Origin of the sequence: Achromobacter deleyi (assembly GCF_902859705.1) — a bacterium.
Classification (GTDB): domain Bacteria; phylum Pseudomonadota; class Gammaproteobacteria; order Burkholderiales; family Burkholderiaceae_B; genus Achromobacter; species Achromobacter deleyi.
This window is the reverse complement of sequence record NZ_CADIJO010000034.1, coordinates 30,611-54,944: the sequence shown is the minus strand read 5'-3', so window position 1 is coordinate 54,944 and position 24,334 is coordinate 30,611. Positions and strand designations below refer to the sequence as shown.

The window sequence follows — 24,334 nt, the reverse complement described above, 5'->3', positions numbered from 1 at the left end:
GCCCGCAGGCGCCGGCGTGGTCGCGGCCGGGCGGCCCGCCGGGGTCTGGCCCAGGATATAGCGGGACACGTTGCGGTTGTGCTCGTTCAGGTTCACCGAGAACTCGCTGGTGCCGTTGCCCCGCGATACGAAAAACAGGAATTTATGCTGTTCGGGCTGCACCGCCGCCAGCAGCGCGGCCCGGCCGGGTGCCGCGATGGGCGTGGGCGGCAGGCCCGGACGCGTGTAGGTGTTCCAGGGCGTATCGGTCTGCAGGTCGCGCTTGCGGATGCGGCCCTGGTAGGCGTCGCCCATGCCGTAGATGACGGTGGGGTCGGTCTGCAGCAGCATGCCGATCTTCAGGCGGTTGGTGAACACGCCCGACACGCGGCGGCGTTCCGGCCCATGGCCGGTTTCCTTTTCGATGATGGACGCCAGCACCAGCGCTTCATAGGGCGTGGCCACCGGCAGGTCGGCCTGGCGCTTGGACCAGGTGTCGTCCAGGATGCGCTGGCCTTCCTGGTAGGCGCGGCGCAGCAGGTCGAAATCGGTGCTGCCCGGCGTGAAGATATAGGTATCGGGAAAGAACAGGCCTTCCGGATGCTTGATATCGGACCCCAGGCGTTCCATCAGCGCTTCATCGCTGATGTCGCCCAGCGTCTGCTTGACGTCCGGGTTCTCGCGCAGCGCCTGGCGGATCTGGCGGAAGGTCCAGCCTTCCAGGAAGGTGATCTGGCGCTGGGTCATGTCGCCGCGCGCCATGCGTTCCAGCAGCAGCCAGGGGGTGTCGCCATTGATGGCCTGGTAGCCCCCGGCCTTGATCAATTTGTCTTGCTCGGTCAGCCGCGCCATCCAGACAAAACCGGGCTCCCAGACGGGCACGCCCGCGGCGTTCAACGCGCGCACGACGGTGCGCGGGCTGCTGCCCGGGTCCACCACGAAATCGATCCTGTCGGCCGACAGATGCAGGGGTCGGTGCATCCAGCTCCAGGCGGCGCCGACCGCGGCGGCGGCAGCCAGCACGAGCAGCAGGAAAGACCACAGGACGTAAAAACGGAGTCGCTTCTTCATAAGTGTGGGGAGTTTAATGGATCGCGCGGCCCTGTCGCGGCCAAACCAGGGCCAGAGCGCGTATTGCGCCCCTGTGCCTGTCCAGGACATGGGCCTCTATCAGGGGGAAGGCGGCTATCATCAAGCCTTTGATGACGAGTCACGGGCCTTTGCCGCCATGCATGCTTTCTATTCTTCGATCCCTGTGCGCGCGGAAGGTTGCGCCCAATGCGCGCCTTTGGAAGATTTTTCCGTATTCGCCGCTGCCGGCGCCGACGCGCTGACCTTCCTGCATGGCCAGCTGACGCAAGACGTCACCGGCCTGCCCGTCGACGCCGCCCGCCTGGCCGGCTACTGCACCGCCAAGGGCCGCCTGCTGGCCACCCTGGTGATGTGGCGCGGCGCCCCCGCCGCCGACGACGCCCCGCAACTCTACGGCCTGGTGCGCCAGGACCTGTCGGCCGCCCTGATCAAGCGCCTGTCCATGTTCGTGCTGCGCGCCAAGGTCAAGCTGGCCCCCGCCCCCCTGCATGTGGCCGGCGTACAGGCCGACGCCGCCCAGGCGGCCGCGCTGGAAGCCGTTGCGGGCGCCTTGCCGCGCAGCGCCTGGCAGCGCGTCGACCTGCCGTCCGGCACCTGGATCGCCGCACCCTCGGCCGACGCCACGCTGCGCTGGTGGTGGATCGCCTCTGACGAACAACTGGCCGCCGCCGCGCCGCTGGCCGCCACGCTGGGCCTGGCCCCCGCCGCGCAATGGCACGCCGCCGACCTGGCCGCCGGCCTCCCCTGGATCACCACGGCCACGCAAGACGTCTTCATTCCGCAGACGGTCAACCTGGACCTGATCCAGGGCGTGAGCTTCACCAAGGGCTGTTATCCCGGCCAGGAAGTGGTGGCGCGCAGCCACTACCGCGGCACCGTCAAGCGCCGCATGGCCTACGGCACCATCGCCGACGCCGGGCTGGCCGGCGGCGCGCTGGCCGGCACCGACGTGTTCGATGCCACCCAGCCGGGCGAACCCACCGGCCGCGTCGTCGATGCCGCCGCGACGCAAGGCGGGGTGTCGGTGCTGTTCGAAACCACGCTGGCCGCACTGCCTGAAGGCGACCTGCGGCTGGGCGCGGCCGACGGCCCGCGCATTGCGGCCCAACCGCTGCCCTATTCGATCACGCCGTAATTCCGGCGCCGGCCGGGCTTTACACCACCGTGCCGAACAAGGCGCCCACCCCCGCGGTGGCCGCCATCGCCAACGCCCCCAGGATGGTCACGCGCAGCGCCGCCGGCCCCTTGGGCGCGCCCCCGGCGCCCGCCGCCAACGCGCCCAGGGCGGCCAGACAGGCCACCGACGCGCCGATCACCCACAGAATCAAATGCGGCATGGGCGTCACCGCGGCCACGGCCAGCGGCAATGCCGCCCCGCCCGCGAAAGACGCGGCCGAGGCCACGGCGGCCTGCACCGGACGGGCGCGGTTGTGCACCGAAATGCCAAGCTCGTCGCGCGCGTGGGCGTCCAGCGCATCGTGGCGCGTCAGTTGCCGCGCCACCTGTTCGGCCAGGTCCGGCGACAGGCCCCGGTCCACGTAGATACCGATCAGTTCTTCCAGTTCTTCGTCGGAATTGCGCTTGAGCGAACGTTGCTCAAGACGCAGGTCGGCGGCCTCGGTATCGGCCTGCGACCGCACCGACACGTATTCGCCCGCGGCCATCGACAAGGCGCCTGCCACCAGGCCGGCCAGGCCCGAGGTCAGCACCGCGCCGTGCGTGGCCTGCGCCGCGGCGACACCGGTGATGAGGCTGGCGGTGGACACGATGCCGTCATTGGCGCCCAGGACGGCGGCGCGCAGCCAGTTGCTGCGGAAGATGCGGTGGTGTTCTTTCGAGGGCATTGCCGAAGACCTGTTCAAGGCGCGACAAAGCTTGCGGCGGACGCCCGCCGCAAGCAGATCAGCGCGGCGTCACGCGCACCGCGGTGAGCAAGCCTATCACGCAAAGCGTGGCTTGTTCGCCCTCGTACGCATGCACCTCGACCTGGCAGATCGACAGCCGTTTGCCCGGTTTGACCACGCGGCCGCTGGCCACGTAGCGGTCACCCTTGGCGGGCGCCAGGAAGTTCATCTTGAACTCCGAGGTCAGCACGTCTTCGCCCGGCTGGAACAGGCTGAAGGCGGCATAGCCGCCGGCCGAATCGGCGATGGTGGTAGAGATGCCGGCATGCAGGAAGCCGTTCTGCTGGCACAGGTCCTGCCGGTAAGGCAGGACGATGTCCACCCTGCCCGGCTCGACCACGTCCAGGCTGGCCCCGATCAGCCGCATGATGCTCTGCTGGTCGAAGCTGGCCTTGACGCGTTCGGCGGGGTCCGCGAAAGACGGATGCGCCGCCATGTCAGTCCTGTTCGCGTTTGACCAGGTTGACGATGCTGGAGAAGTCCAGCTTGCCCGAACCGCCCGAGCTGTGCAGCGAATACAGGTTGCGCGCCAGCTCGCCCAGCGGAATCGAGGCGCGCGCCGACAGCGCGGCTTCGGCCGCCAGGCCCAGGTCCTTGAGCATCAGGTCCACGCCGAAACCGCCGGCATAGCCCTTGGAGGCCGGCGCGTGTTCCATCACGCCGGGCCACGGGTTGTAGAGTTCGGTGGCCCAGTTGCGGCCCGAGCTCTTGGCGATGATGTCCGACAGCACCTTGGGGTCCAGCCCGTTGGCCACGCCCAGCGCCAACGCCTCGGACGTGCCGGCCATCAGGATCCCCAGCAGCATGTTGTTGCAGATCTTGGCCACCTGGCCGGCGCCTGCCGGGCCGGCATGGAAGATGTTCTTGCCCATTTTTTCCAACACCGGGCGGGCGCGTTCCAGCGCGGCGACCTGGCCGCCCACGATGAAGGTCAGCGTACCGGCTGCCGCGCCGCCGGTACCGCCGGACACCGGCGCATCGATCATGGCGATGCCGCGCACTTCGGCCGCCTGCGCCACCTTGCGAGCCGAATCCGGCGCAATGGTGCTGCACTCGATGACCAGCGCGGAAGACGAAATCTTGCCCAGCAGGTCTTCACCCAGGTACAGGCCTTCGACGTGCTTGCTGGCGGGCAGCATCGAAATCACGACGTCGGCGCCCTTGACGGCTTCCGACGCCGATGCGGCCGCCTTGGCCCCCGCATCGGTCAAGACCTTGACTGCGGCCGGCACCAGGTCGAACACCGTCAGGCTGTGGCCGGCCTTGACCAGATTCAACGCCATGGGCGAGCCCATGTTGCCCAAACCGATAAACGCGATACTGCTCATGATGTCCTGTCTCCTGTTGCTATTGCTGTAGGTATGAAATCATCGTGTGCTGCGTAATGCGGGCCTGCCGCGCGAGCGCGGCAGGCGAAGATCAGCGGCCTTCCTTGCCCAGGTCGTCCAGCGGATGCGGCTGGCCGGCGGGCCAGGGTTCATCGAAGAACCGCTGCACCCAGGCCTCGGTGGCCATGTCCAGCGACGCCGGGTTCCAGCGCGGATTCTTGTCCTTGTCGATCAGCAGCGCGCGGATGCCTTCGGCAAAGTCGCCCTGCGTCGTGCAATGCAGCGCCGCCACGTATTCGGCGCGGAACACGTCGTCCAGCGACCGCAGCCGCATGCGCTGCTGCAACGCGAACGACAGGCGCAGCGACCCCGGCGAACCGGCCAGCATGGTCTTCGCGGCGCGCGCCAGCCAGGGGTCGGCGTGGTCTTTCAGGGCGGCCAGTTCTTCGACGATCTCGTCCAGGCGGTTGCCGCTGCATACGCTGTTGATCAGGAACGAATGCTGGCGCAGGTTGCCCACTTCCAGCGGGGTCTGCGGTTCCAGCGCGGTCAGCGCGCGGCGCAGCAGGCCGTCGTTGATCGAGCGCGGCGGAATCGCGTCTTCGGCGCCGCCCGTGGCCTGGCCGGCCCAGGGTTGCTCTTGCAGCGACTCGAGCAGCTTGGGCCAGTCTTCGTGGTTCAGGCGGAAATCCGCCAGCCCGGCGAAGAATGCGTCGGCGGTGCTCAGCTGCGCGCCCGTCAGGGCCAGGAACACGCCGGTGCGGCCCGGCATGCGGTTCAAGAGCCAGCTGCCGCCCACGTCGGGGAACAGACCAATGGACACTTCCGGCATCGCCAGGCGCGAGGTCTCGCTGACCACCCGGTGGCTGGCGCCCATCATCAGGCCGATACCGCCGCCCATGACGATGCCGTGGCCCCAGCACAGCACCGGCTTGGGGTAGCTGTGGATGCGGTAGTCGAGCCGGTATTCGTGCTCGAAGAAGCGGCGCGCGTAGGCATTGCCCCACGGGCCCTTGCCCGCGTTCTCGGTCATGCTGCGGTACAGGCCGTGCAGGTCGCCGCCGGCGCAGAAGGCCTTTTCGCCCGCGCCCTGCAGCACCACCAGCGCCAGGCCCGGGTCGCGCGCCCAGGCATCCAGGCGCTCGGCCAGCAGGTCCACCATGTCCAGCGACAGGCCGTTCAGGGTCTGCGGCGAATTCAGCGTCGCAATCCCGAAGCGCATCCCGTTGGCAGCGGTTCTTTCTTCGAACAGCACCGGTGCAGTCATCTTATGTCGGCTCCTTTTTCCAACAATTGGCGGGCGATGATCACACGCATGATCTCGTTGGTCCCTTCCAGAATCTGATGTACGCGAGTATCGCGCACCAGACGCTCCAAGGGATAGTCCCGCAGGTAGCCGTAACCGCCGTGGATCTGTTGGGCATCCAGGCAGATCTGGAACCCCATGTCGGTGGCAAAGCGCTTGGCCATCGCGCAATAGGTGGCCGCATCCGGCGCGCCCGCATCCAGCTTGCAGGCCGCCAGCCGCACCATCTGGCGCGCCGCCACCAGATGGGTGGCCATGTCGGCCAGCTTGAACTGCAACGCCTGGAACTCGGCCAGGCGGCGGTTGAACTGGCGCCGCTCGTCCATGTAGCGCCGGGCCGCGTCCAGCGCGCCCTGCGCCGCGCCCACCGAGCAGGTGCCGATATTGATGCGACCGCCATCCAGGCCCTTCATGGCAATCTTGAAGCCTTCGCCTTCTTCCCCCAGCAGATTGGCCGCCGGTACGCGCACGTTCTCGAACACGATGGGCCGGGTGGACTGGCTGTTCCAGCCCATTTTTTCTTCCTTGCGGCCGTAGCTGATGCCCTCGCTGTCGGCAGGCACGGCAAAGGCGCTGATGCCGCCCGCGCCCTCGCCGCCCGTGCGGGCCATTACCACCAGCAGGTCGGTATCGCCGCCGCCCGAAATGAAGGCCTTCGCGCCATTGAGCACGTAGTGCTCGCCCTGGCGCTGCGCGCGGGTGGACAGCGACGCGGCGTCGGACCCGGCGCCCGGCTCGGTCAGGCAGTACGAGGCCAGCTTCTGGCCGCTGGCCAACAGCGGCCCCCAGGCTTCGCGCAGGGCCGGCTGGCCCCACTTGCCCACCATCCAGGTGGCCATGTTGTGGATCGTCAGGAAGGCCGTGGTCGACGGGTCCACCGCGGCCATTTCCTCGAACACCAGCGTGGCGTCCAGGCGCGGCAGGCCCAGGCCGCCGATGTCTTCGCTGGCGTAGATGGCGCAAAAGCCCATTTCGCCGGCCCGCGCAAACGCGTCTTTGGGGAAGATGCCTTCGGCGTCCCAGCGCGCCGCGTGGGGCGCCAGTTCACCTTGCGCGTAGTCGCGCGCGGCCTGCGCGAACGCGCGCTGCTCGTCGGTCAGTTCCAAGTCCACAGCCTGTCTCCTGGTGTTATGGGTATTGTCTGTTGGCGTTGCTGCCGTCTCGTGAACGCCAGCCTGCCGATTTTGACATGACGTTGACGTAAACGTAAGTGCGGTGACGATAATGTTACGCCGGAAGCGGCGGCGGAATTTGTCCTATTGATGACAATGTGGCGGCGGCGCGGCCCCGCCTGCACGGATGACGGCGCCAGGCGCCGCCCCGCGCGCCTTCGCTACAGCAGCCCGGCCGGCCGCACCCGCCCGTTGCGGGCAGTCTTGGCGCGCCGGTGTTCGGCGCGGCGGCGGCGTGATTCCTTCGGGTCGAACGACAGGCCGCGGTAGATCTCGACCCGGTCGCCGTCAGCCAGCAGCGTCTGCGGCTCGGCCGCGCGGCCAAACACGCCCACGCCCCGCTCCCAGGGTTGCACCACCGGAAAGGCCTGTGCAAAGCCGCTGGCCTGCAGCGCATCGGCAACCGTCGACCCGGCCGGCAGGCGCAGTTCGCGCAGCCAGACCTGGGCGGCCAAGGCATAACAGACGCTGACGCCGATCAGGCCATCGGCGGATGCCTCATTCGCCATACTTGGCCTGCGCCCGCTTGGTGAACGAATCGATGAAGCTGGTGGCGATGCGGTTGAACACCGGCCCCACCACCATTTCAAGCGCACGGTTCGAGAACGCGTATTCCATGGTGAACAAGACCTTGCACGCGTCTTCGGCCAGGGGCTGGAATTCCCAATGCCCCACCAGGCTGGAAAACGGGCCGTCGACCAGTTCCAGATCGATGCGGTCCGGATAGACGTGCGTGTTGCGCGTGGTGAAGCGCTGCTTCATCCCCGCGAAACTGATCAGGATGGAGGCCTGCATGCCGTGTTCGTCGCGGGTCTGCACCTCGGCGCCGCCACACCACGGCATGAACTCGGGGTACTTTTCCACGTCGGCCACCAGGTCGAACATCTGGGCGGCGCTGTAAGGCACCAGGACGGATCGCTGTACTTTGTGCATCGACTATCGCAAATGGCTAGAATGACAGGATTTTACCGGCACCGCGCCCTCCAGGCCAAAACGGCGGTAGACAGACGATCGCCGAGTCGGCTGCAAAGCCAACGTCAGCATCGATCTTCCAGTCGACAAAAATTCGACCAACACGTCGGCCGCCCCAACAAGATGGGCCAAGAAAGATGGGCAAAACAAGATGAGCATTATCGATAACCGCAAGGCCACGCACGACTATTTCATCGAAGACCGCTACGAGGCTGGCCTGGTCCTGCAAGGCTGGGAAGTCAAGGCGATCCGCGATGGCCGCGTGCAGCTCAAGGAAAGCTACGTCATCGTGCGAGACGGCGAACTGTACCTGCTGGGCATGCACGTCAGCCCCCTGCCCACGGCGTCCACCCACATCCACCCCGATGCCATGCGCACGCGCAAGCTGCTGCTCAAGGCCGAGGAAATCAGCAAGCTGATCGGCAAGGTCGAACAGCGCGGCTACACCCTGGTGCCGCTGAACCTGCACTACAAGAACGGCCGCATCAAGCTGGACTTCGCGCTGGGCCGCGGCAAGAAGCTGTTCGACAAGCGCGATACGGCGCGCGAAAAAGACTGGCAGCGCGAGAAAGAACGCATCATGAAGCACGACACCCGCGCCCCCCGCAAGGCCGACTGACCCCGGCCTGTCGACACCCTCTAGGCCGCCGCCGGCAGCGCGGGCAGCTCCACGACCGCGCCGCCCGGCCCCACGACCCGGTTGCGCCCGGCCTGCTTGGCCGCATACAGCATCCGGTCGGCGCGCTCGAAACAGGCTTGCAGGTTCTCACCGGGCAGCCAATCCACCACCCCCGCACTGAACGTATACGCGATCGTGCTGCCGCCGTGCGCACAGGGCGTGCGCCGCACCGAATCCAGCAGCCGGTCCGCCACGTCCATCACCGCGTCGCTGCGCATGTCGGCGAACAGCACGCTGAATTCCTCGCCCCCTACCCGGCCCACGTGGTCGCCCGTGCGCAGCGTGGCGGTGGCCAGCAGGCCGAAATGGCGCAGCACGGCGTCGCCCGCGGCATGGCCATGGGTGTCGTTGATGCGCTTGAAATGGTCGATGTCCAGCACCATCAGCGCCAGCGGCCGGCGCGTGCGCAGCGCCTGGGCGCAGTAACGCTCGGCCTGCAGCCACCACGCCTTGCGCGACATCAGACCCGTCAGGAAATCGGTGCTGGCCTCTTGCTCGCGCTCGGCCAGCATGCGGTCGTGGATGATCATGATGGTGCCCAGCGTCAGGCAAGGCATTGCCAGCACGCCCAGCGTCATGAACAGGATGTTCCAGGCGGTGGGCGCCAGCAGCGATTCGGCGGGCGCCACGCCCGACGCAAACACCAGCGACCGCAGCCCGCAGGTCAGGCCCGAGATCATCGCCACCGACCACACGAAGTAGTAGCTGTAGCGCGAGCGGTTCACCGGCATGCCGCGGCGCACCCCCATGGCGACCGCGAACATGAAACCCATCTGCAGCGTCGACATTGCCACGATGCGCGGCGCCACCTGGCTGTCGATATAGGTATAGCCAGCCACCACCAGCCAGGCGGCGGCGCAGGCCAGCAGCATCAGGCGCCGCGGCACGCGCTGCCCCATCAGGCGGCGGATGCCGGTGTAGTAGGCGCACAGCGCCAGGCCGATCAGCGCATTGGGCAGCAGGATGGACAGCCAGCGCGGCGCCTCGGTCACCTGCAGGCCGAATAAAAAAAACGCCAACAGCGTGAGCAGGTTGGCGCGTATGGTCTCGGGTATCCCCGCCATGCCGCTGCGTGCCAGGGACCCCAGCACGCAGAGCGAGAGCACCCCCGCCAGCACTGCTATCGACAGCAAATGAACGGGAGCGATCATGGGCGGTGCGCCTTGCGGCGCGCGGGTCAGGTGTTGCGGGTGGACTTCACGATGGTCATGGCGGACGCGATCATGCCGCCGACATCCGCCAGGTTGGCCGGCAAGATCAGCGTATTGCCTTCCTTGGCCACGTTGCCGAAGGCTTCGACGTAGCGCTCGGCCACCTTCAGGTTCACGGCTTCCATGCCGCCCGGCTGGCGCACCGCGTCGGCCACTTGCGTGATGGCCTTGGCGGTGGCTTCCGCAATGGCCAGCACTGCGGCGGCTTCACCCTGGGCCTGGTTGATCTGGGCCTGCTTCTCGCCTTCCGAACGGGCGATGGCGGCTTCGCGTTCACCGGTGGCGATGTTGATCTGCTCTTGGCGGCGGCCTTCGGAGGCCGCGATCAGCGCGCGCTTTTCACGCTCGGCGGTGATCTGCGCCTGCATCGAACGCAGGATCTCGTTGGGCGGGGTCAAGTCCTTGATTTCATAACGCAGCACCTTCACGCCCCAGTTCAGCGCGGCCTCGTCCAGTGACGAGACGATGTTGCTGTTGATGGAATCGCGCTCTTCGAAGGTGCGGTCCAGTTCCATCTTGCCGATCACCGAGCGCAGCGTGGTCTGCGCCAGCTGCGTGATGGCCGAGATGTAGTTCGACGAACCGTACGAAGCGCGCATCGGGTCGGTCACCTGGAAGTACAGCACGCCGTCCACCTGCAGCTGGGTGTTGTCGCGCGTAATGCAGACCTGGCTCGGCACGTCCAGCGGGATTTCCTTGAGCGAATGCTTGTAGGACACGCGTTCGATGAACGGAATCACGAAGCCGGCGCCCGGCGACAGCACGCGGTCGAACTTGCCCAGTCGTTCGACCACCCAGGCATGCTGCTGGGGGACGATGGCGATCGCCCGGATGACGATCAGGATCGCCAGCGCGACGATGACGAGCAGGACGATAGTGGAAGTATCGATCATGATGTAGAGCCTCTTCTGGGGTGAATGCGGTGGCGCTCCTGCCCGCGATAGCCAGGGCGCCTGCTGCGGCCGGCGCCGCCTGGGGCGGGCCTGGGTCTTGCGTGGAAGCCGCCCGCGCGGCAAGACCGACTGGCCGTGCGGGGGTTCCTTATTGGGGGTATGCCTTCGTGGGGAATCCTTGTCAGTGCGCGACCCCGGCCAGGTCGCCCTTGGGCGTCAGGACCAGGCATGTGCCGCGCATTTCGGTAATGACGTGCTCGCCGGCATGGGCGGGCTGGCCCTCGGCCAGTTGCGCCTGCCAGTGCGCGCCGCGATACCAGACGCGCGCCGAACCGTCGGCCGCCCAGGCTTCCACCTTGACGGTCTGGCCGATGTCCAGGTTGACGTCGGCGTTGCGGGCGGCGTTGACCTCGCGCTTTTTCAGCACGCGCGTCTTGCGCAGCAGCAACAGGCCCAGCAACAGCACCACGCCGCAGGCCACCAGTTGCCATTCCAGGCCCGCCAGCAGCCATGCCGCGACACCGCCGGCGGCCAGTCCCAGCGCCACCAGCAGCAAGTAGAACGTTCCCGTCGCCAATTCCCCGATAAGGGCCAGCGCGGCCAGTCCCAGCCATATCCACATAGTCGAATTCGCCTGAAAGGATGAGTCGTTCAGCGGATTGTACGGATTTCCAGGACACAACGGGGGCCATCCGCCCCCATCCCGGACAATCGCCTGGATTATGATGTGCGCTGGCGTTCGCCATCCGGCCCGACTCCGGCGCCCGGCATCTTCAACGCATAAGCCTCCATGACCGCTGCAATACCCTCAGTCCGCCCCGTCCTCATCCTGCACACGGGCGATCCGGACGACACGCTCAAGAGCCAGTTCGGCGGCTATGCCGAACAACTTGCCCGGGCCTCCGGCCTGGCATCCGACGCCCTCGAAGTCGTCGCCGTCCACAACGGCGAACGCCCCCGCGCGCCTGACCAATACCGCGCCGCCCTCATCACCGGTTCGCCCGCCATGGTCACCGACCTGGAACCCTGGAGCGAAGACACCGCCGCCTGGCTGCGCGAAGCCGCCGCCGCCGGCCTGCCCATGTTCGGCGTCTGCTACGGCCACCAGTTGCTGGCCCACGCGCTGGGCGGCAAGGTCGGCTACAACCCCGCCGGCCGCGAAGTCGGCACCCAGACCGTCGAACTGCTGCCCGCCGCTGCCGGCGACAAGCTGCTGGCCGGCCTGCCGCCCACCTTCCCCGCCCAGATGCTGCATGCCCAGACCGTGCTGCAGCCGCCGCCCGGCTCGGCCGTGCTGGCGCGCTCGGACCTCGACGAGCACCAGATGATCCGCATCGGCCGCAACATCTTCTCGACCCAATTCCACCCCGAATTCGGCCCCGACTTCGTCCGCGCCCACCTCGAACGCTTCGGCCGCCGCTATGCCGCCGAAAACCTCGACGTGCCCGGGCTGTCGGCCAACGTGCGCGCCACGCCCGTCTCTGGCGAACTGGTGCGCCGCTTCCTGGATGCCTACGCGCCGGCCTGAATCCCCTGCCCGGCGGCGCCCCTGGTCGGCGGGCCCGCCCGCAACAACCGGAGTGCGGCACGGGGCGGCCTTTGAGAACATACCCAAAAGCGCGTCGATTCCCGCGCCCTGGAGCCCCTCATGACCCAAGCCGCCCCCTTGAGCAAACAGCACGCCGCCGCCGTCGAACGCGCCTGCCGCGCGCTTGAAGCTGAACAGCCGCCCGACCTGAACACGCTGGCCGAACAGGCCGGCATGAGCCGCTTCCATTTCCACCGCATCTTCAAGGCGGCCACGGGCATCACCCCCAAGGCCTACGCCACCGCGCTGCGCGCCGACCGCGCGCGCCAGCAATTGCGGCAAGGCGCCAGCGTCACCGACGCCATGTACGGCGCGGGCTTCAATTCCAGCGGCCGCTTCTACGAAGCTGCGCCCGCCATCCTGGGCATGACGCCTACGGCCTTCCGCAAGGACGGCGCGGGCGTCGAGATCCGCTTCGCGGTCGGCCAGTGCTCGCTGGGCGCGCTGCTGGTGGCCGCCAGCGATACCGGCATCTGCGAGATCGCCCTGCACGACGACCCCGAACAACTCGTGCGCAACCTGCAAGACCGCTTCAAGGCGGCCCGGCTGATCGGCGCCGACCGCGAATTCGAGCAATGGATGGCCGCCGTGGTCGGCTTCGTCGAAAATCCCTCGGTAGGCCTGCACCTGCCGCTGGACGTGCGCGGCACGGCCTTCCAGCGCCGCGTCTGGGAAGCCCTGCGCGACATCCCCGTGGGCGCCACCGCCACCTACACCGACATTGCCGAACGCATCGGCGCCCCGAGCGCGGTACGCGCCGTGGCCCGCGCCTGCGCCACCAACAACATCGCGCTGGCCATTCCCTGCCACCGCGTGGTGCGCACCGACGGCTCGCTGGCCGGCTACCGCTGGGGTATCGACCGCAAGCGCGAACTGATCGAACGCGAAGCGCTGGCGGCCTAGTGCCGGGCCGCCCGGCTTCGGGCAGTCAGGTGCAGGACGGGCCGCGCCCTTGCCTGATTCCTGCCGGGCCCCTTTCTGGCCGCTTTCTGGCCCCTACGTCGCAAACGCCGCCAGCACCTCCAGCACCGCGCTCACGGCATCACCAGGGGCCGGTGCGTTGCGGTATGCCAGCGCCATCGGCCGCATGAGCGGCGGCGACAAAGGGCGTACCCGGTCCGGCTCATCGCCCACCTCTTCCAGCGGCAGGATCGCCACGCTCTGGTTCGCCGCGGCCAACCGCTTCAAGGCCTCGGGGTAGCTCAGCGCCAGGTAGGGCCGCGGATTCAGCCCGGCCTGTCCGAACCAGGATGCAATCAAGCCGTGCATCTGCGTGCCCGGCGCAAAGGACGCCCAACGCCGGGTCGACAGCCATTCGGGCGTCACCGTCTCCGGCGCTTCCCAGTCTGGCGGCACCAGCGCCACCATGGGATCGCTGCGCCAAGGCGCCAGCGTCACCCGCGCCGCGGCCGGCTGCGGGCTGGCGACGATGGCGATATCCAGCGTATCGGCCTGCAAGCGCAGCATCGCCTCGGCAGAGCCCACGGCTTCGAGCTTCAGCTCCACCCCCGGGTTGCGCCGCCCCAGCGCGTCGAGCATCAGCGGCAGCCGCCGCATCCCCACCCCGGCGGACACCCCTACCCTCACCACGCCCCCACCGCCTGCCGCGCAGCGGCGCACCAGGTCGACCAGGTCATCGCTGGCCGACAGCAGCTTGCGGCCCGCTTGCACCAGCGCCAGGCCTGCGGGCGTCAACTCGGCCTGACGGCGTCCGCGCGCCACCAGCGCGACCTGCAAGCGCGCTTCCAGCTCTTTCACGTGCAGGCTGATCGTCGGCGGAGCCAGGTGCAAGGCCTGCGCCGCCGCGGCGAACGTGCCCAGGTCAGCAATGGCCACCAGGGTCTGGATCTGGTCCAGGTTGAGGTTACGCATCAGTTTTTCTGACTAATCATGCCATTAAAGTCAACTTTACGGATGCTAACCCATCGCCGACCATCCTGGCCATGCACAACGACACCCCGCCTTCCCCCCAACGTGCCCCGGCCGAACAGACCGCCATGAACTTGCCGCCAGACCGTCCCGGCGGGCGGCTGCGACGCTGGGTGACCGCCGTGCGCGCCAGGCTGGCACGCGCCGAGAAACGCATCATCGAACGCTTCAGGGTCCCGCCCAACGGGGCCTGAACCCGGTCCCCCGGCGCGCGCCCCGCAAACGTGCAACCGCCGTAAACGCAGTGCCTGGAACAGACACGAACCGCCATAAAAAAACCCGCGCCGAAAACGGCGCGGGTTTTTAAGAGCGGCTGGCGATTACTGCTTGGCCAGGCGCTGCCACGTATCGACAACGGTGTCCGGGTTGAGCGACATCGACAGGATGCCCTCGTCCTTGAGCCACTGCGCGAAGTCCGGGTGGTCGCTGGGGCCTTGGCCGCAGATACCCACGTACTTGTTGGCGGCCAGGCAAGCCTTGATCGCACGGCGCAGCATGAACTTCACGGCTTCGTCGCGTTCGTCGAAATCGGCGGCCAACAGTTCCATGCCCGAATCGCGGTCCAGGCCCAGCGTCAGCTGGGTCATGTCGTTCGAGCCGATCGAGAAGCCGTCGAAGAATTGCAGGAACTCGTCGGCCAGGATGGCGTTGGACGGCACTTCGCACATCATGATCAGCTTCAGGCCGTTTTCGCCGCGCGCCAGGCCGTGCTTGGCCAGCAGGTTCACGACCTTCTCGGCCTGACCCAGCGTACGCACGAACGGCACCATGATCTCGACGTTGGTCAGGCCCATGTCATCGCGCACCTTCTTGAGGGCTTCGCATTCCATGCGGAAGCACTCGGCGAAGTCTTCGGCGATGTAGCGCGACGCGCCGCGGAAGCCCAGCATGGGGTTCTCTTCCTCGGGCTCATAGCGCGAACCGCCGACCAGCTTGCGGTACTCGTTGGACTTGAAGTCCGACATGCGCACGATGACCGGCTTCGGGTAGAACGCCGCCGCGATGGTGGCCACGCCTTCGGCCATCTTCTCGACGAAGAACGCGCGCGGGCTGGCATGGCCGCGAGCCGCCGATTCCACGGCCTTCTTCAGTTCGCCATCGACGTTCGGGTAGTCCAGCACCGCCTTCGGGTGGATGCCGATGTTGTTGTTGATGATGAATTCCAGGCGAGCCAGGCCCACGCCGCCGTTGGGGATCTGGGCAAAGTCGAACGCCAGCTGGGGGTTGCCCACGTTCATCATGATCTTCAGATCGATGGCGGGCATGTCGCCGCGGCGCACTTCCTCGACTTCGGTTTCGATCAGGCCGTCATAGATGCGGCCTTCGTCGCCTTCAGCGCACGACACGGTCACGGCCTGGCCTTCCTTGAGCAGGTCGGTGGCGTTGCCGCAACCCACCACGGCCGGAATGCCGAGTTCACGCGCGATGATGGCCGCGTGGCAGGTACGGCCACCGCGGTTGGTCACGATCGCCGAGGCGCGCTTCATGACGGGTTCCCAGTTGGGGTCGGTCATGTCGGTGACCAGCACGTCGCCGGGCTGCACCTTGTCCATGTCGGAGATGTCGCCGACCACGCGCACCGGGCCCGCGCCGATCTTCTGGCCGATCGCGCGGCCGGTGATCAGGACCTGGCCGGTGGCCTTCAGGCGGTAGCGCTGCTGCACGTCGTTGGCGCCCTGCTGCGACTTCACCGTTTCCGGGCGCGCTTGCAGAATGTAGATCTTGCCGTCGACGCCGTCGCGGCCCCACTCGATGTCCATCGGGCGGCCGTAGTGCTTTTCGATGATGACGGCGTAGCGGGCCAGTTCATTGACCTCGTCGTCGGTCAGCGAGTAGCGGTTGCGCTCGGACACGGGCACGTCCACCGTGCGCACGGCACGGCCTTCCGGACGCTCGGGGTCGAATTCCATCTTGATGAGCTTCGAACCGATGCGGCGGCCGACGATGGGGAAGTGGCCTTGGGCCAGCGTGGGCTTGAAGACGTAGAACTCGTCGGGGTTGACGGCGCCCTGCACCACGGTTTCGCCCAGGCCATACGACGAGGTGATGAACACCACGTCCTGGAAGCCCGATTCGGTGTCGATGGTGAACATCACGCCGGCGCTGCCCTTGTCGGAACGCACCATGCGCTGGATGCCGGCCGACAGGGCCACATCGGCGTGGGCATAGCCCTTGTGCACGCGATAGGAAATGGCGCGGTCGTTGTACAGCGAGGCGAACACGTGGCGGATCTTGTCCAGCACGTCGTCGATGCCGACCACGTTCAGGAAGGTTTCCTGCTGGCCGGCGAACGAGGCGTCGGGCAAATCTTCGGCGGTGGCGGACGAACGCACGGCGAACGAGCCCTTGCCATCAGCGTCGAGCTTGGCGAAGGCTTCGCGGATCTGTGCTTCGAATTCGGACGAGAACGGCGCGTCGACGATCCATTGGCGGATTTCGCCACCGGCGTTGGCCAGTTCGCGGACGTCTTCGGGGTTCAGCGTGGTCAGGCGTTCGGCGATGCGCTTATCCAGGCCCGAGGCCTTGAGGAAGTCGCGGAAAGCATCAGCGGTCGTGGCAAAGCCGCCCGGTACGCGGACGCCCGCGCCAGACAGCTGGCTGATCATTTCGCCTAGTGATGCGTTCTTGCCTCCTACCGAGTCCACGTCCGTCATGCGGAGCTGCTCGAACAAAACAACATACGACATTGAAGTCACCTTTTACAATGGAATGAAAGCGAGTTTGGTCAATGCAGATTCGGCGCCCGGCAACTGCCCGGAAATTGCCGATCCGACTGCGCTGACCAAACTGGCCTTGGACCGCCCTTGGGGTGACTTATAGGGGCCTGATTGTACTCGTACGAGCACAGTCGGCCATCTGCCTGGTTGGAATTTTTTACACATGACATCTACCCCGATCGTACGCACGGTATACATCGTTTCCGACAGCACCGGCATCACTGCGGAAACCTTCAGCCAGTCAGTGCTTTCCCAGTTTGAAGAAGTCAATTTCAAGCCTGTGCGGCTGCCGTTTGTCGACACGCTGGAAAAAGCCGCCGAAGTCGCCGGGCGCATCGATCGCAGCGCCCTGGAAGCCGGGGTACCGCCCATCGTGTTCAGCACCCTGGTCAATCCCGATATCCTGGCCCGTGTTCGCCAGGCGAACGGAATTTTCCTGGACCTGTTCGGCACCTTCGTCAGCCACATCGAGCAGGCGCTGGGGCTCAAATCCAGCCATTCCATCGGCCGCTCGCACATGCAGGCCAATTCTGAAAAGTACCGCAACCGCATCGACGCCATCAACTTCAGCCTGGCGCACGACGACGGCCAGTTCGTGAACCAGCTGGACCAGGCCGACGTCATCCTGGTGGGCGTCTCGCGCTGCGGCAAGACTCCCACCAGTCTCTACCTGGCCATGCAGTACGCCATCAAGGCCGCCAACTTCCCACTGACGCCCGACGACTTCGAGCGCGGCACCCTGCCCTCGACCATCGCGCCGCATCGCTCCAAGCTGTTCGGCCTGTCGATCCAGCCCGAACGCCTGTCCGAGGTGCGCAACGAACGCCGCCCCAACAGCCGCTACGCGCAGCTCGAGCAATGCCGCTACGAAGTCGCCGAAGCCGAACGCATGATGCGCCGCGAAGGCATCTCGTGGCTGTCCACCACCACCAAGTCGATCGAAGAGATCTCGACCACGGTGCTGCAGGAAGTCGGCCTGGACCGCGGCTGAAAACGATCCGGGCGCGCCAATGGCGCGCCCGGATCTTCTACTGACTGCACTGCGAACTGCAGGCCAGGCATAGCCGGGGAACTTTCGTTCTACGCCTGCCTGCCGCTCACGCCTCGTTCAAGGCCGCAGCTTGACGCGGTCGCGCGACCCCGCCCCCCAGTATTTCAACGGCGCCATTTCCTGCTGCGCCAGCGTCTCGGAATCTTCCAGCCGCATGGCCTGGGTGCCCACGCTGGACGAATTGCCGCCCACGCCCTCGATGCTCAAGCGCACGTAGCGCGTCTGGCCCGGCGCCAGATCGAAGGTCAGGAAGTCGTTCTCGCGCATGGTGTCGACCCGGTAGGTACCGGCCGGTCGATTGATGTAGAAGAAACTGCCCGGCTTGGACCGCCCGACCTTCTGGCCATTGAGCCGCAGATAGGGCTGGCTGGACAGCACGCTGCCCGGCGCGGGCGGCTGATAGAAATAGATCCGGCCGGTATCCGGCACCATCACGGGTATGTTCCCGGCCACGTCCCGATACCGGGCGCCCCCGCAACCCGCCAACACGCCTGCCGCAATGGCCACGGCGGCCAACATTCTGATCCCGCGTTTCATATTTTTCCTTGTTATGTGTGATTACAGGCCTGGCACCTGTTCCGGCGATGCCGCGCCCCAGTAGCGCAGCCGCCGCATTTCGGCCTCGGCGATGTCAGGCGGATCGACCAGCGTCAGGGCCGCCCTCAAGGTCGTCGTCTTGACACTGGGAGATGGCGCTTCGGAGCGCACATAACGGGTCTGGCCCGCTTCCAGCTTGAAGCTCACGCCATCACCGGTCCAGTACAAGTTGGTGACCACGTAGTTGCCGGGCGGACGATCGACGAAAAAGAAGCCGCCCGGCTTGTTGCGACCTACCACCACGTCATTGACGCGCAGCTTCTGCTGGCGTGTGGAGATCAGGTCCGGATGGAGCTGGTAGAAATAGATGCGGCCCTGCCCTTGCGGGATCGGCGGGATCTTCGCACTGGCGTCCTCATACCGGGTCCCGGCACACCCCGCCAACGTCAAGACCCCTGCCGCCAAGACAACCGACAGCGCTGTTCTGCGATTCATGCTGTTTCCTTATCGCGGCACTACAGGCCAGGCACCTGTTCGGGCGAGGCCGCGCCCCAATAGCGCAGTCGGCGCATTTCTGTCTCGGCCAGTTCGGGCGGATCGACCAGGTCCATCATCAGCTTGCCCGATGCACTGGTGCTGCCCAGCGATTCGGCACGGATGCGCACATAACGGGTCTGGCCGGCATCGAGCATGAAACTCACGCCATCGCCGGTCCAGTACAAGTTGGTGACCGTATAGCGGCCGGCAGGCCGGTCGACGAAAAAGAAGCTGCCCGGTTTGTTGCGCCCCACCACGTCGTCGTTGACACGCAATTTCTGCTGCACCGACGACATCATCTCCGGCTGGGGCTGATAGAAATAGATGCGGCCGCTGCCCTGCGCGATAGGCGGAATTCGCCCGCTCGAGGCCTGGTAGCGGCTGCCTGCGCAACCCGCAAGCAGCGCCGTAGCAAGCACCACGATGACCGCCTTCAGCCACGTCATTGCCGCATCTCCACAGGCAGGTTGACGGGACGTGACAACGCCATGAATGAACTCTCGCCCGGCAGGTAGAACCCCACCAGCTTGCCCGACGACGCCACCAGATAGGCTTCGTTCTGGCGCCGCGTGGTGATGGTGAACAACCCCCCTTGCGAACGATAGACATCGCCCTGCAATATCGCGCCGGTACGCTGCCATTGCGAACCGGAAGCCAGCGTCACGACCGTCTCGTTAGGCAACACGGCGACGACCGCACGCGACAGCTGGATCGACCCGACCGGTTCCGACGCCGCGACCGGCACAAGATTGACCCTCTCCGATTTCACGGACATGCAGCCGCCCAGCGCAACCGCGCACAGGGTGGCCGCCAGCAGTGCGCCACCCGACCGGGCAGCCCGGCTTGCGCGCTTGTTTACGACCTGCGATGACGCCATGGACACCTCGGAATGACAAAAGGCTGAAGTATATAAGTGCGACAGTTTTTTACAAAAAAATAATAGCCTGTCGCCTGCCCGGCACGCGCCCCAGGCAGGCCCCTCAAGTCGATCAGTAACGCAGCTTTTCGCGGTCGCGCCAGCCCGCGCCCCAATAGCGCAAGCCCGCCATGTCCTGTTGCGCCTTGTCGGCATCGTCTTCCAGGCGCAGCACCTGGGTGCCCGACACGACCTCGGTGCGCACATAGCGGGTCTGGCCGACGTCCACGGGCACGTCCAGGGCGGCCCTGCCCGCCTTCTTGTCGGTGGCGGTGGCAACCGTATGCCTACCTGCGGGGCGGTCAACGAAGAAGAAGCGGCCGGGCTTGGAGCGGCCGATCTTGCGGCCGTCGACCAGAATCGCGGGTTCGGCGGCGCTACCGCTGCCGTCCGCCTGAGCGGGCTGGTAGACGTAGATGCGGCCGTTGCCGGCCTCGATGGTGGGGATCTGCGCGGCGATCTCGCCGTAGCGCGGCCCCGCGCAGCCTGCCAGCAACAACGCGGCCGCCGACGCGGCCAGGGTCAATCGGGTCCAGCCCTTCATGCGCTTTCCTCCTCGATAGCGGGCGGCGCGCCGTCAATAGCGGCGTCACGTCCCGGGCAGGCGAAAGTATAAGCGGGGACAGGCCCCGGTAAAGCGCAGGGAGCGAAGAGCGGACCGAATCAGCCCGCGGCAGCGGCAAGCGCCTGGCGGCGCTGTTCGAACAGACAGATGGCGGCGGCGGCACCGACGTTCAGCGATTCCACGGCGGCCATGTCGTGCGGGATGCGCACTTTGAGCTGGGCAGCCGCCAGCAGCGATGCCGCCACGCCCTGCCCTTCATGGCCGAACACCCACGCGCAACGCGCGGGCAGGCGCCCGGCATACAGGTCCTGCGCGCCGTCCAGCGCGGTGGCGACCAGCGGCACGCCCAGGCGCGGCGCCAGTGCCTGCAAATCCATGTGTTCGTGGATGGATAACGCAAAATGCGCGCCCTGGCCGCTGCGCAGCACCTTGGGCGACCAGGCGGCCGCCGTGCCCGTAGCCAGAAACACCCGTTTGATGCCCGCAGCCGCGCTGGTGCGCAGCAGGGTGCCGACATTGCCGGGGTCCTGGATGCGGTCGAACAGCACGCAGTTCTCGTCGACGGCATCCGGCAACGCCGGGCTGGGCGGCGTGACCAGGAAGGCCACGCCCTGCCCGCTTTCGACGCTGGCCAGCGACTGCATCAGGCGCGGGTCCAGCGCCAGGCAGCGCGCGTCCGGCACCGACGCGGCGAGCGCGGCGATGTCAGGCTGCGACAGTCGCTCGATGTCGAAAATGGCCTGGTCCGGCGCGCCATGGTGTTGCAGCCATGCCTGACACAGGTGCACGCCGTCCAGCAACACGGGCGCGCCGCGCTTGCCGGCGGTGCCGGCCAGCTTGACCAGCGCCTTGACCGCGGGATTGTCGCGGGAACTGATGTGTTTCATGGCGTCGCGCCAAAGGCCTTGATGGGCGCGAAGCTGCGGCGGTGCTCGGCGCAGGGACCATGCTCGCGCAGCATCTGCAGGTGCAGCGCGGTGCCGTAGCCCTTGTGCTGGTCGAACGCGTATTGCGGATACAGGGCATGCAGGCGCAACAGATCGGCATCGCGCGCGGTCTTGGCCAGAATGGAGGCCGCCGAAATGGCCGGCACCAGGGCGTCGCCCTTGATGACCGTCTGGACCGTGCAGCCCAGCTTGGGCGCCTGGTTGCCGTCCACCAGCGCCAGCTGGGGCATGGTGGCCAGGCCTTGCACGGCGCGCTGCATCGCCAGCAGCGTGGCGCGCAGGATGTTCAGGCTGTCGATTTCGGCCACGCTGGCGCTGGCCACACACCAGGCCAGGGCGTGGGCCTGGATTTCCAGCGCCAGGGCTTCGCGCGTGGCGGCCTTGAGCGCCTTGGAATCGGCCAGGCCGTCGATGGGACGCGCCGGGTTCAGGATGACCGCGGCGGCATAGACCGCACCCGCCAACGGACCGCGGCCCGCCTCGTCCACGCCGGCCGTCACCAGCGCCGGCTGGGCCGGCATGGCGAACAGGTCAGGCTGCTCCACCGGCCACCTCCAGGATCGCCTGGGCGGCGAGCGCTGGCGTATCGCGCAGCAACTCTTGGTGCAAGGCGGTAAAGCGCGCCTCGATACGCGCGGTGTAGGCCTCGTCGGTCAGGGCCGTCCAGGTGGCCTCGGCCAGCTTCTCGGGCGTGGCATCGTCCTGCAGCAATTCGGGCACGGCAAAGTCGCGCAGCAGCACGTTGGGCAGGCCCACCCACGGCAGATACGGCCGCTCTTGGCCGGACTTCCAGGCCATGATGCGGCGCATCCAGGGCGACAGCACGTACGAGATCACCATGGGGCGCTTGTACAGCGCCGTTTCAAGCGTGGCGGTGCCGCTGGCCACCAGCACCGCGGTGCTGGCTTCCATGACGGACCAGGCCACCGGGGCCTGGCGGTCGCCGCCCTCGCCGTGCAGGTCATTCGCGGTGATGCAGCGCAGGCCCGGCACCGGATACTGAGCCAGGATCGCCTGGAATTCAGCGCGGCGCTGGTCGTTGACCATGGGGACTACGCATTGCAGTGCCGGATCGCGCTTTTGCAGCAATTGCGCCGCTTGCAGAAAGCGCGGCGCCAACAGCCGAATCTCGGACGAACGGCTACCCGGCAGAATCGCCAGCACGCGGGCGTTCGGGTCGATGCCCAGCCGCGCCCGCGCCGCGGCGCGGTCCGGCTGCATGGGCACCGCGCCGGCCAGCGGATGGCCGACGTAGGTCACCGGGATGCCTTCCTTGCGATAGATCTCTTCCTCGAACGGAAACAGCACCAGCATGTGCGAGACCGATTCGCGGATCTTGTGGATGCGGTCGTAGCGCCACGCCCAGATGGACGGGCCGACGAAATGCACGGTGGGCGTGCCGGCCTGGCGCAACTTGTGCTCCAGGCGCAGATTGAAATCCGGCGCGTCGATGCCGACGAACACCGACGGCGGCTCGGCCAGCCAGCGCTCACGAACGTCGCGATAGGTGCGCAGCAGGCTGGGCAGGCGCTTGAGCGCATCCACGTAGCCGAACACCGTCAGCGCGTGCATCGGATGCCAGGCATCGAAATCGCGGGCCTGCATCTGCGGCCCTCCGATGCCCTGGCAAAGCACGCCGGGGTCGCGTTCCTGCAGACCGGCAATGATGCGCCCGGCCAGCAGATCGCCCGAAGGCTCGCCGGCCACCATGCCGATCCGCATGTTCATGGACGGATGATGCCGCGGGAAGCGACGTCCAGGAAGTCCAGCAACGTCTGCAGGTGCTCGGCGACCTCGGGTTCGGCCTGTTGGCGCGCACGCAGTTCGGCGCGCGCCTCGTCCAGCGGCAGGCCGCGGCGGTAGATGATCTTGTAGGCGTCGCGCAGCGCCGACACCTGCGCCGGCGTGAAACCGCGGCGCTTCAGGCCTTCGACGTTGACGCCCACGGGGCGGCACGGATTGCCCGCGGCCAGCACGAACGGCGGCGTATCCTGCATCAACGAGCTGTTGCCGCCCGTCATGCTGTGCGCGCCGATGCGCGAGAACTGGTGCACGCCGGTCAGCCCGCCCACGATGGCCCAATCGCCCACGTGCACGTGGCCGCCCAACTGCACGGAATTGGCCAGGATCGTGTTGTTGCCCACGTGGCAATCATGCGCAATGTGCACATAGGCCATGATCCAGTTGTCATCGCCCAGCGTCGTGGCGCCGCCATCCTGCACCGTACCGGTGTTCAGCGTGACGAACTCGCGCACCGTGTTGCGGTCGCCGATGACCAGCCGGGTCGGCTCGCCGTTGTACTTCTTGTCCTGCGGCATGCCGCCGATCGAGCAGTACCGGTAGAACCGGTTGTCGCGCCCGATGGTGGTCACGCCATCGACCATGCAATACGGGCCAAGCTCGGTGCCGGCGCCGATCGTCACGTTGGGGCCCACGACGCAGAACGCGCCGATGACCACACTGGGGTCGATTTTCGCCGCCGGATCAACGACGGCGGTAGGATGGATGTTTCCTGCCATTTACTCTTCCAGAGTACGGATCGCGCACATGAGCTTGGCCGAGGCCACTTCCTGGCCATCCACCGTCGCGCGCGCCTGATATTTACAGATGCTGCGGCTCAGGCGCTCGGCTTCGACTTCGATGCGCAGTTGGTCGCCCGGCACCACGGGGCGGCGGAAACGCGCGCCATCGATGCCGACCAGGTAATACGCCGTCTTGGAGCCTTCGCACTTCAGGCCGCCGTTTTCGTCCGTGAACGAGAACAGCGCCGAGGCTTGGGCCATGGCTTCGACGATGAGCACGCCCGGCATCACCGGGTGGTGGGGAAAGTGACCATTGAAAAACGGTTCGTTGATCGAGACGTTCTTGATGGCGACGATGGATTTGCCGGGCACCATTTCGACGACGCGATCAATCAGCAGCATCGGGTAACGATGCGGCAGCCTCTCCATGATCCCCTTGATGTCGAGTTCCATTTTTCTGTGAATTCCTGCGAGTGAGATAAATCTTGC

General features: G+C 66.8%; 28 protein-coding genes. 5 read left to right on the top strand and 23 right to left on the bottom strand.

Annotation, left to right across the window (positions count from 1 at the left end):
• The coding region (mltG, locus tag HV798_RS28795; RefSeq protein WP_175216614.1) for an endolytic transglycosylase MltG at positions 1-1,050 on the bottom strand (1,050 nt) is incomplete at its 3' end.
• Between the two features lie 157 nt (positions 1,051-1,207).
• On the opposite strand from mltG, the gene ygfZ reads away from it, so the two are divergent.
• Positions 1,208-2,206 (top strand): CAF17-like 4Fe-4S cluster assembly/insertion protein YgfZ, encoded by a 999-nt coding sequence (gene ygfZ / locus HV798_RS28790; protein ID WP_175194285.1) that lies wholly within the window; start codon positions 1,208-1,210, stop codon positions 2,204-2,206.
• Between the two features lie 19 nt (positions 2,207-2,225).
• Here ygfZ and HV798_RS28785 read toward each other — a convergent pair whose 3' ends face one another.
• From HV798_RS28785 to HV798_RS28755, 7 genes are all read right to left on the bottom strand, one after another.
• Complete coding sequence (locus tag HV798_RS28785; protein ID WP_025138811.1) at positions 2,226-2,915, bottom strand: VIT1/CCC1 transporter family protein; 690 nt, start codon at positions 2,913-2,915, stop codon at positions 2,226-2,228.
• 58 nt (positions 2,916-2,973) lie between these two features.
• A complete protein-coding gene (locus HV798_RS28780) occupies positions 2,974-3,411 on the bottom strand; it encodes a PaaI family thioesterase (protein WP_175194287.1) in 438 nt (145 codons plus the stop codon).
• A 1-nt stretch (position 3,412) separates the two neighbouring features.
• Positions 3,413-4,303: a 3-hydroxyisobutyrate dehydrogenase gene (mmsB, locus tag HV798_RS28775; protein ID WP_175194289.1), complete on the bottom strand. Its 891-nt coding sequence runs from the start codon at positions 4,301-4,303 to the stop codon at positions 3,413-3,415.
• Between the two features lie 91 nt (positions 4,304-4,394).
• Complete coding sequence (locus HV798_RS28770) at positions 4,395-5,570, bottom strand: enoyl-CoA hydratase/isomerase family protein (protein WP_175194291.1); 1,176 nt, start codon at positions 5,568-5,570, stop codon at positions 4,395-4,397.
• Positions 5,567-6,721 (bottom strand): acyl-CoA dehydrogenase family protein, encoded by a 1,155-nt coding sequence (locus HV798_RS28765; RefSeq protein ID WP_175194293.1) that lies wholly within the window; start codon positions 6,719-6,721, stop codon positions 5,567-5,569. The genes HV798_RS28770 and HV798_RS28765 overlap by 4 nt, the downstream gene beginning before the upstream one ends.
• Before the next feature lie 221 nt (positions 6,722-6,942).
• Positions 6,943-7,290 (bottom strand): RnfH family protein, encoded by a 348-nt coding sequence (locus HV798_RS28760; RefSeq protein ID WP_175194295.1) that lies wholly within the window; start codon positions 7,288-7,290, stop codon positions 6,943-6,945.
• The gene (locus HV798_RS28755) at positions 7,280-7,714 is read right to left on the bottom strand and encodes a type II toxin-antitoxin system RatA family toxin (RefSeq protein ID WP_006223413.1); all 435 of its coding nucleotides are present in this window, start codon (positions 7,712-7,714) and stop codon (positions 7,280-7,282) included. The genes HV798_RS28760 and HV798_RS28755 overlap by 11 nt, the downstream gene beginning before the upstream one ends.
• Positions 7,715-7,823: 109 nt before the next feature.
• Here HV798_RS28755 and smpB point away from each other — a divergent pair, with 109 nt between their 5' ends.
• Positions 7,824-8,372: an SsrA-binding protein SmpB gene (gene smpB / locus HV798_RS28750; protein WP_175194351.1), complete on the top strand. Its 549-nt coding sequence runs from the start codon at positions 7,824-7,826 to the stop codon at positions 8,370-8,372.
• A gap of 20 nt (positions 8,373-8,392) precedes the next feature.
• Here the strand turns inward: smpB and HV798_RS28745 are convergent, their stop codons facing one another.
• From HV798_RS28745 to HV798_RS28735, 3 genes are all read right to left on the bottom strand, one after another.
• Complete coding sequence (locus tag HV798_RS28745) at positions 8,393-9,583, bottom strand: GGDEF domain-containing protein (RefSeq protein WP_175194297.1); 1,191 nt, start codon at positions 9,581-9,583, stop codon at positions 8,393-8,395.
• Positions 9,584-9,609: 26 nt separating this feature from the next.
• Positions 9,610-10,536, bottom strand: a complete 927-nt coding sequence (locus HV798_RS28740; RefSeq protein ID WP_025138819.1) for an SPFH domain-containing protein — start codon at positions 10,534-10,536, stop codon at positions 9,610-9,612.
• A gap of 181 nt (positions 10,537-10,717) precedes the next feature.
• Positions 10,718-11,158, bottom strand: coding sequence for an NfeD family protein (locus HV798_RS28735; RefSeq protein WP_025138820.1), 441 nt, complete (start codon positions 11,156-11,158; stop codon positions 10,718-10,720).
• 168 nt (positions 11,159-11,326) lie between these two features.
• Between HV798_RS28735 and HV798_RS28730 the strand changes: the two genes are divergently transcribed.
• Both HV798_RS28730 and HV798_RS28725 read left to right on the top strand, forming a co-directional pair.
• Positions 11,327-12,064, top strand: coding sequence for a glutamine amidotransferase (locus tag HV798_RS28730; RefSeq protein ID WP_175194299.1), 738 nt, complete (start codon positions 11,327-11,329; stop codon positions 12,062-12,064).
• 120 nt (positions 12,065-12,184) lie between these two features.
• Positions 12,185-13,027, top strand: coding sequence for a bifunctional transcriptional activator/DNA repair enzyme AdaA (locus HV798_RS28725; RefSeq protein WP_025138822.1), 843 nt, complete (start codon positions 12,185-12,187; stop codon positions 13,025-13,027).
• A 93-nt stretch (positions 13,028-13,120) separates the two neighbouring features.
• Here HV798_RS28725 and HV798_RS28720 read toward each other — a convergent pair whose 3' ends face one another.
• Both HV798_RS28720 and ppsA read right to left on the bottom strand, forming a co-directional pair.
• On the bottom strand, positions 13,121-13,996 hold the full coding sequence (locus tag HV798_RS28720; RefSeq protein WP_175194301.1) for a LysR family transcriptional regulator: 876 nt from the start codon (positions 13,994-13,996) through the stop codon (positions 13,121-13,123).
• A gap of 377 nt (positions 13,997-14,373) precedes the next feature.
• Complete coding sequence (gene ppsA, locus HV798_RS28715; RefSeq protein ID WP_175194303.1) at positions 14,374-16,740, bottom strand: phosphoenolpyruvate synthase; 2,367 nt, start codon at positions 16,738-16,740, stop codon at positions 14,374-14,376.
• A gap of 193 nt (positions 16,741-16,933) precedes the next feature.
• Here ppsA and ppsR point away from each other — a divergent pair, with 193 nt between their 5' ends.
• Entirely contained in the window at positions 16,934-17,761 is an 828-nt protein-coding gene (gene ppsR, locus HV798_RS28710) for a posphoenolpyruvate synthetase regulatory kinase/phosphorylase PpsR (RefSeq protein WP_025138826.1), read from the top strand.
• Positions 17,762-17,878: 117 nt separating this feature from the next.
• On the opposite strand, the gene HV798_RS28705 is transcribed toward ppsR, so the two are convergent.
• The 10 genes from HV798_RS28705 to fabZ form a co-directional block, all read right to left on the bottom strand.
• Positions 17,879-18,358, bottom strand: a complete 480-nt coding sequence (locus HV798_RS28705) for a DUF2846 domain-containing protein (RefSeq protein ID WP_025138827.1) — start codon at positions 18,356-18,358, stop codon at positions 17,879-17,881.
• Between the two features lie 21 nt (positions 18,359-18,379).
• Positions 18,380-18,853, bottom strand: coding sequence for a DUF2846 domain-containing protein (locus HV798_RS28700; RefSeq protein WP_175194304.1), 474 nt, complete (start codon positions 18,851-18,853; stop codon positions 18,380-18,382).
• Between the two features lie 20 nt (positions 18,854-18,873).
• On the bottom strand, positions 18,874-19,341 hold the full coding sequence (locus HV798_RS28695) for a DUF2846 domain-containing protein (protein WP_175194307.1): 468 nt from the start codon (positions 19,339-19,341) through the stop codon (positions 18,874-18,876).
• Complete coding sequence (locus tag HV798_RS28690) at positions 19,338-19,772, bottom strand: hypothetical protein (RefSeq protein WP_246289269.1); 435 nt, start codon at positions 19,770-19,772, stop codon at positions 19,338-19,340. The genes HV798_RS28695 and HV798_RS28690 overlap by 4 nt, the downstream gene beginning before the upstream one ends.
• A 112-nt stretch (positions 19,773-19,884) precedes the next feature.
• Complete coding sequence (locus tag HV798_RS28685; protein WP_175194309.1) at positions 19,885-20,355, bottom strand: DUF2846 domain-containing protein; 471 nt, start codon at positions 20,353-20,355, stop codon at positions 19,885-19,887.
• Positions 20,356-20,474: 119 nt separating this feature from the next.
• Positions 20,475-21,263, bottom strand: a complete 789-nt coding sequence (locus HV798_RS28680; RefSeq protein ID WP_175194310.1) for a TrmH family RNA methyltransferase — start codon at positions 21,261-21,263, stop codon at positions 20,475-20,477.
• Entirely contained in the window at positions 21,260-21,868 is a 609-nt protein-coding gene (gene rnhB, locus HV798_RS28675; protein WP_175194312.1) for a ribonuclease HII, read from the bottom strand. Before rnhB ends, HV798_RS28680 begins: the two co-directional genes overlap by 4 nt.
• Positions 21,855-23,051 (bottom strand): lipid-A-disaccharide synthase, encoded by a 1,197-nt coding sequence (lpxB, locus tag HV798_RS28670; RefSeq protein ID WP_175194314.1) that lies wholly within the window; start codon positions 23,049-23,051, stop codon positions 21,855-21,857. Before lpxB ends, rnhB begins: the two co-directional genes overlap by 14 nt.
• Positions 23,048-23,842: an acyl-ACP--UDP-N-acetylglucosamine O-acyltransferase gene (gene lpxA, locus HV798_RS28665; RefSeq protein WP_175194317.1), complete on the bottom strand. Its 795-nt coding sequence runs from the start codon at positions 23,840-23,842 to the stop codon at positions 23,048-23,050. The genes lpxB and lpxA overlap by 4 nt, the downstream gene beginning before the upstream one ends.
• Positions 23,843-24,298, bottom strand: a complete 456-nt coding sequence (gene fabZ, locus HV798_RS28660) for a 3-hydroxyacyl-ACP dehydratase FabZ (RefSeq protein ID WP_025138834.1) — start codon at positions 24,296-24,298, stop codon at positions 23,843-23,845.
• Between the last annotated feature and the right edge of the window lie 36 nt (positions 24,299-24,334).

Bases quoted from the DNA above. Each gene is read 5' to 3' on its own strand.
- HV798_RS28685 (WP_175194309.1), bottom strand. From the start codon at position 20,355: ATGAAGGGCTGGACCCGATTGACCCTGGCCGCGTCGGCGGCCGCGTTG.
- HV798_RS28690 (WP_246289269.1), bottom strand. From the start codon at position 19,772: ATGGCGTCATCGCAGGTCGTAAACAAGCGCGCAAGCCGGGCTGCCCGG.
- HV798_RS28770 (WP_175194291.1), bottom strand. From the start codon at position 5,570: ATGACTGCACCGGTGCTGTTCGAAGAAAGAACCGCTGCCAACGGGATG.
- ppsA (WP_175194303.1), bottom strand. From the start codon at position 16,740: ATGTCGTATGTTGTTTTGTTCGAGCAGCTCCGCATGACGGACGTGGAC.
- HV798_RS28680 (WP_175194310.1), bottom strand. From the start codon at position 21,263: ATGAAACACATCAGTTCCCGCGACAATCCCGCGGTCAAGGCGCTGGTC.
- HV798_RS28725 (WP_025138822.1), top strand. From the start codon at position 12,185: ATGACCCAAGCCGCCCCCTTGAGCAAACAGCACGCCGCCGCCGTCGAA.
- HV798_RS28755 (WP_006223413.1), bottom strand. From the start codon at position 7,714: ATGCACAAAGTACAGCGATCCGTCCTGGTGCCTTACAGCGCCGCCCAG.
- HV798_RS28780 (WP_175194287.1), bottom strand. From the start codon at position 3,411: ATGGCGGCGCATCCGTCTTTCGCGGACCCCGCCGAACGCGTCAAGGCC.
- mmsB (WP_175194289.1), bottom strand. From the start codon at position 4,303: ATGAGCAGTATCGCGTTTATCGGTTTGGGCAACATGGGCTCGCCCATG.
- HV798_RS28695 (WP_175194307.1), bottom strand. From the start codon at position 19,341: ATGACGTGGCTGAAGGCGGTCATCGTGGTGCTTGCTACGGCGCTGCTT.
- HV798_RS28760 (WP_175194295.1), bottom strand. From the start codon at position 7,290: ATGGCGAATGAGGCATCCGCCGATGGCCTGATCGGCGTCAGCGTCTGT.
- HV798_RS28700 (WP_175194304.1), bottom strand. From the start codon at position 18,853: ATGAATCGCAGAACAGCGCTGTCGGTTGTCTTGGCGGCAGGGGTCTTG.
- HV798_RS28785 (WP_025138811.1), bottom strand. From the start codon at position 2,915: ATGCCCTCGAAAGAACACCACCGCATCTTCCGCAGCAACTGGCTGCGC.
- HV798_RS28740 (WP_025138819.1), bottom strand. From the start codon at position 10,536: ATGATCGATACTTCCACTATCGTCCTGCTCGTCATCGTCGCGCTGGCG.
- HV798_RS28730 (WP_175194299.1), top strand. From the start codon at position 11,327: ATGACCGCTGCAATACCCTCAGTCCGCCCCGTCCTCATCCTGCACACG.
- HV798_RS28705 (WP_025138827.1), bottom strand. From the start codon at position 18,358: ATGAAACGCGGGATCAGAATGTTGGCCGCCGTGGCCATTGCGGCAGGC.
- lpxB (WP_175194314.1), bottom strand. From the start codon at position 23,051: ATGAACATGCGGATCGGCATGGTGGCCGGCGAGCCTTCGGGCGATCTG.
- HV798_RS28745 (WP_175194297.1), bottom strand. From the start codon at position 9,583: ATGATCGCTCCCGTTCATTTGCTGTCGATAGCAGTGCTGGCGGGGGTG.
- HV798_RS28720 (WP_175194301.1), bottom strand. From the start codon at position 13,996: ATGCGTAACCTCAACCTGGACCAGATCCAGACCCTGGTGGCCATTGCT.
- ygfZ (WP_175194285.1), top strand. From the start codon at position 1,208: ATGCATGCTTTCTATTCTTCGATCCCTGTGCGCGCGGAAGGTTGCGCC.
- lpxA (WP_175194317.1), bottom strand. From the start codon at position 23,842: ATGGCAGGAAACATCCATCCTACCGCCGTCGTTGATCCGGCGGCGAAA.
- HV798_RS28735 (WP_025138820.1), bottom strand. From the start codon at position 11,158: ATGTGGATATGGCTGGGACTGGCCGCGCTGGCCCTTATCGGGGAATTG.
- fabZ (WP_025138834.1), bottom strand. From the start codon at position 24,298: ATGGAACTCGACATCAAGGGGATCATGGAGAGGCTGCCGCATCGTTAC.
- ppsR (WP_025138826.1), top strand. From the start codon at position 16,934: ATGACATCTACCCCGATCGTACGCACGGTATACATCGTTTCCGACAGC.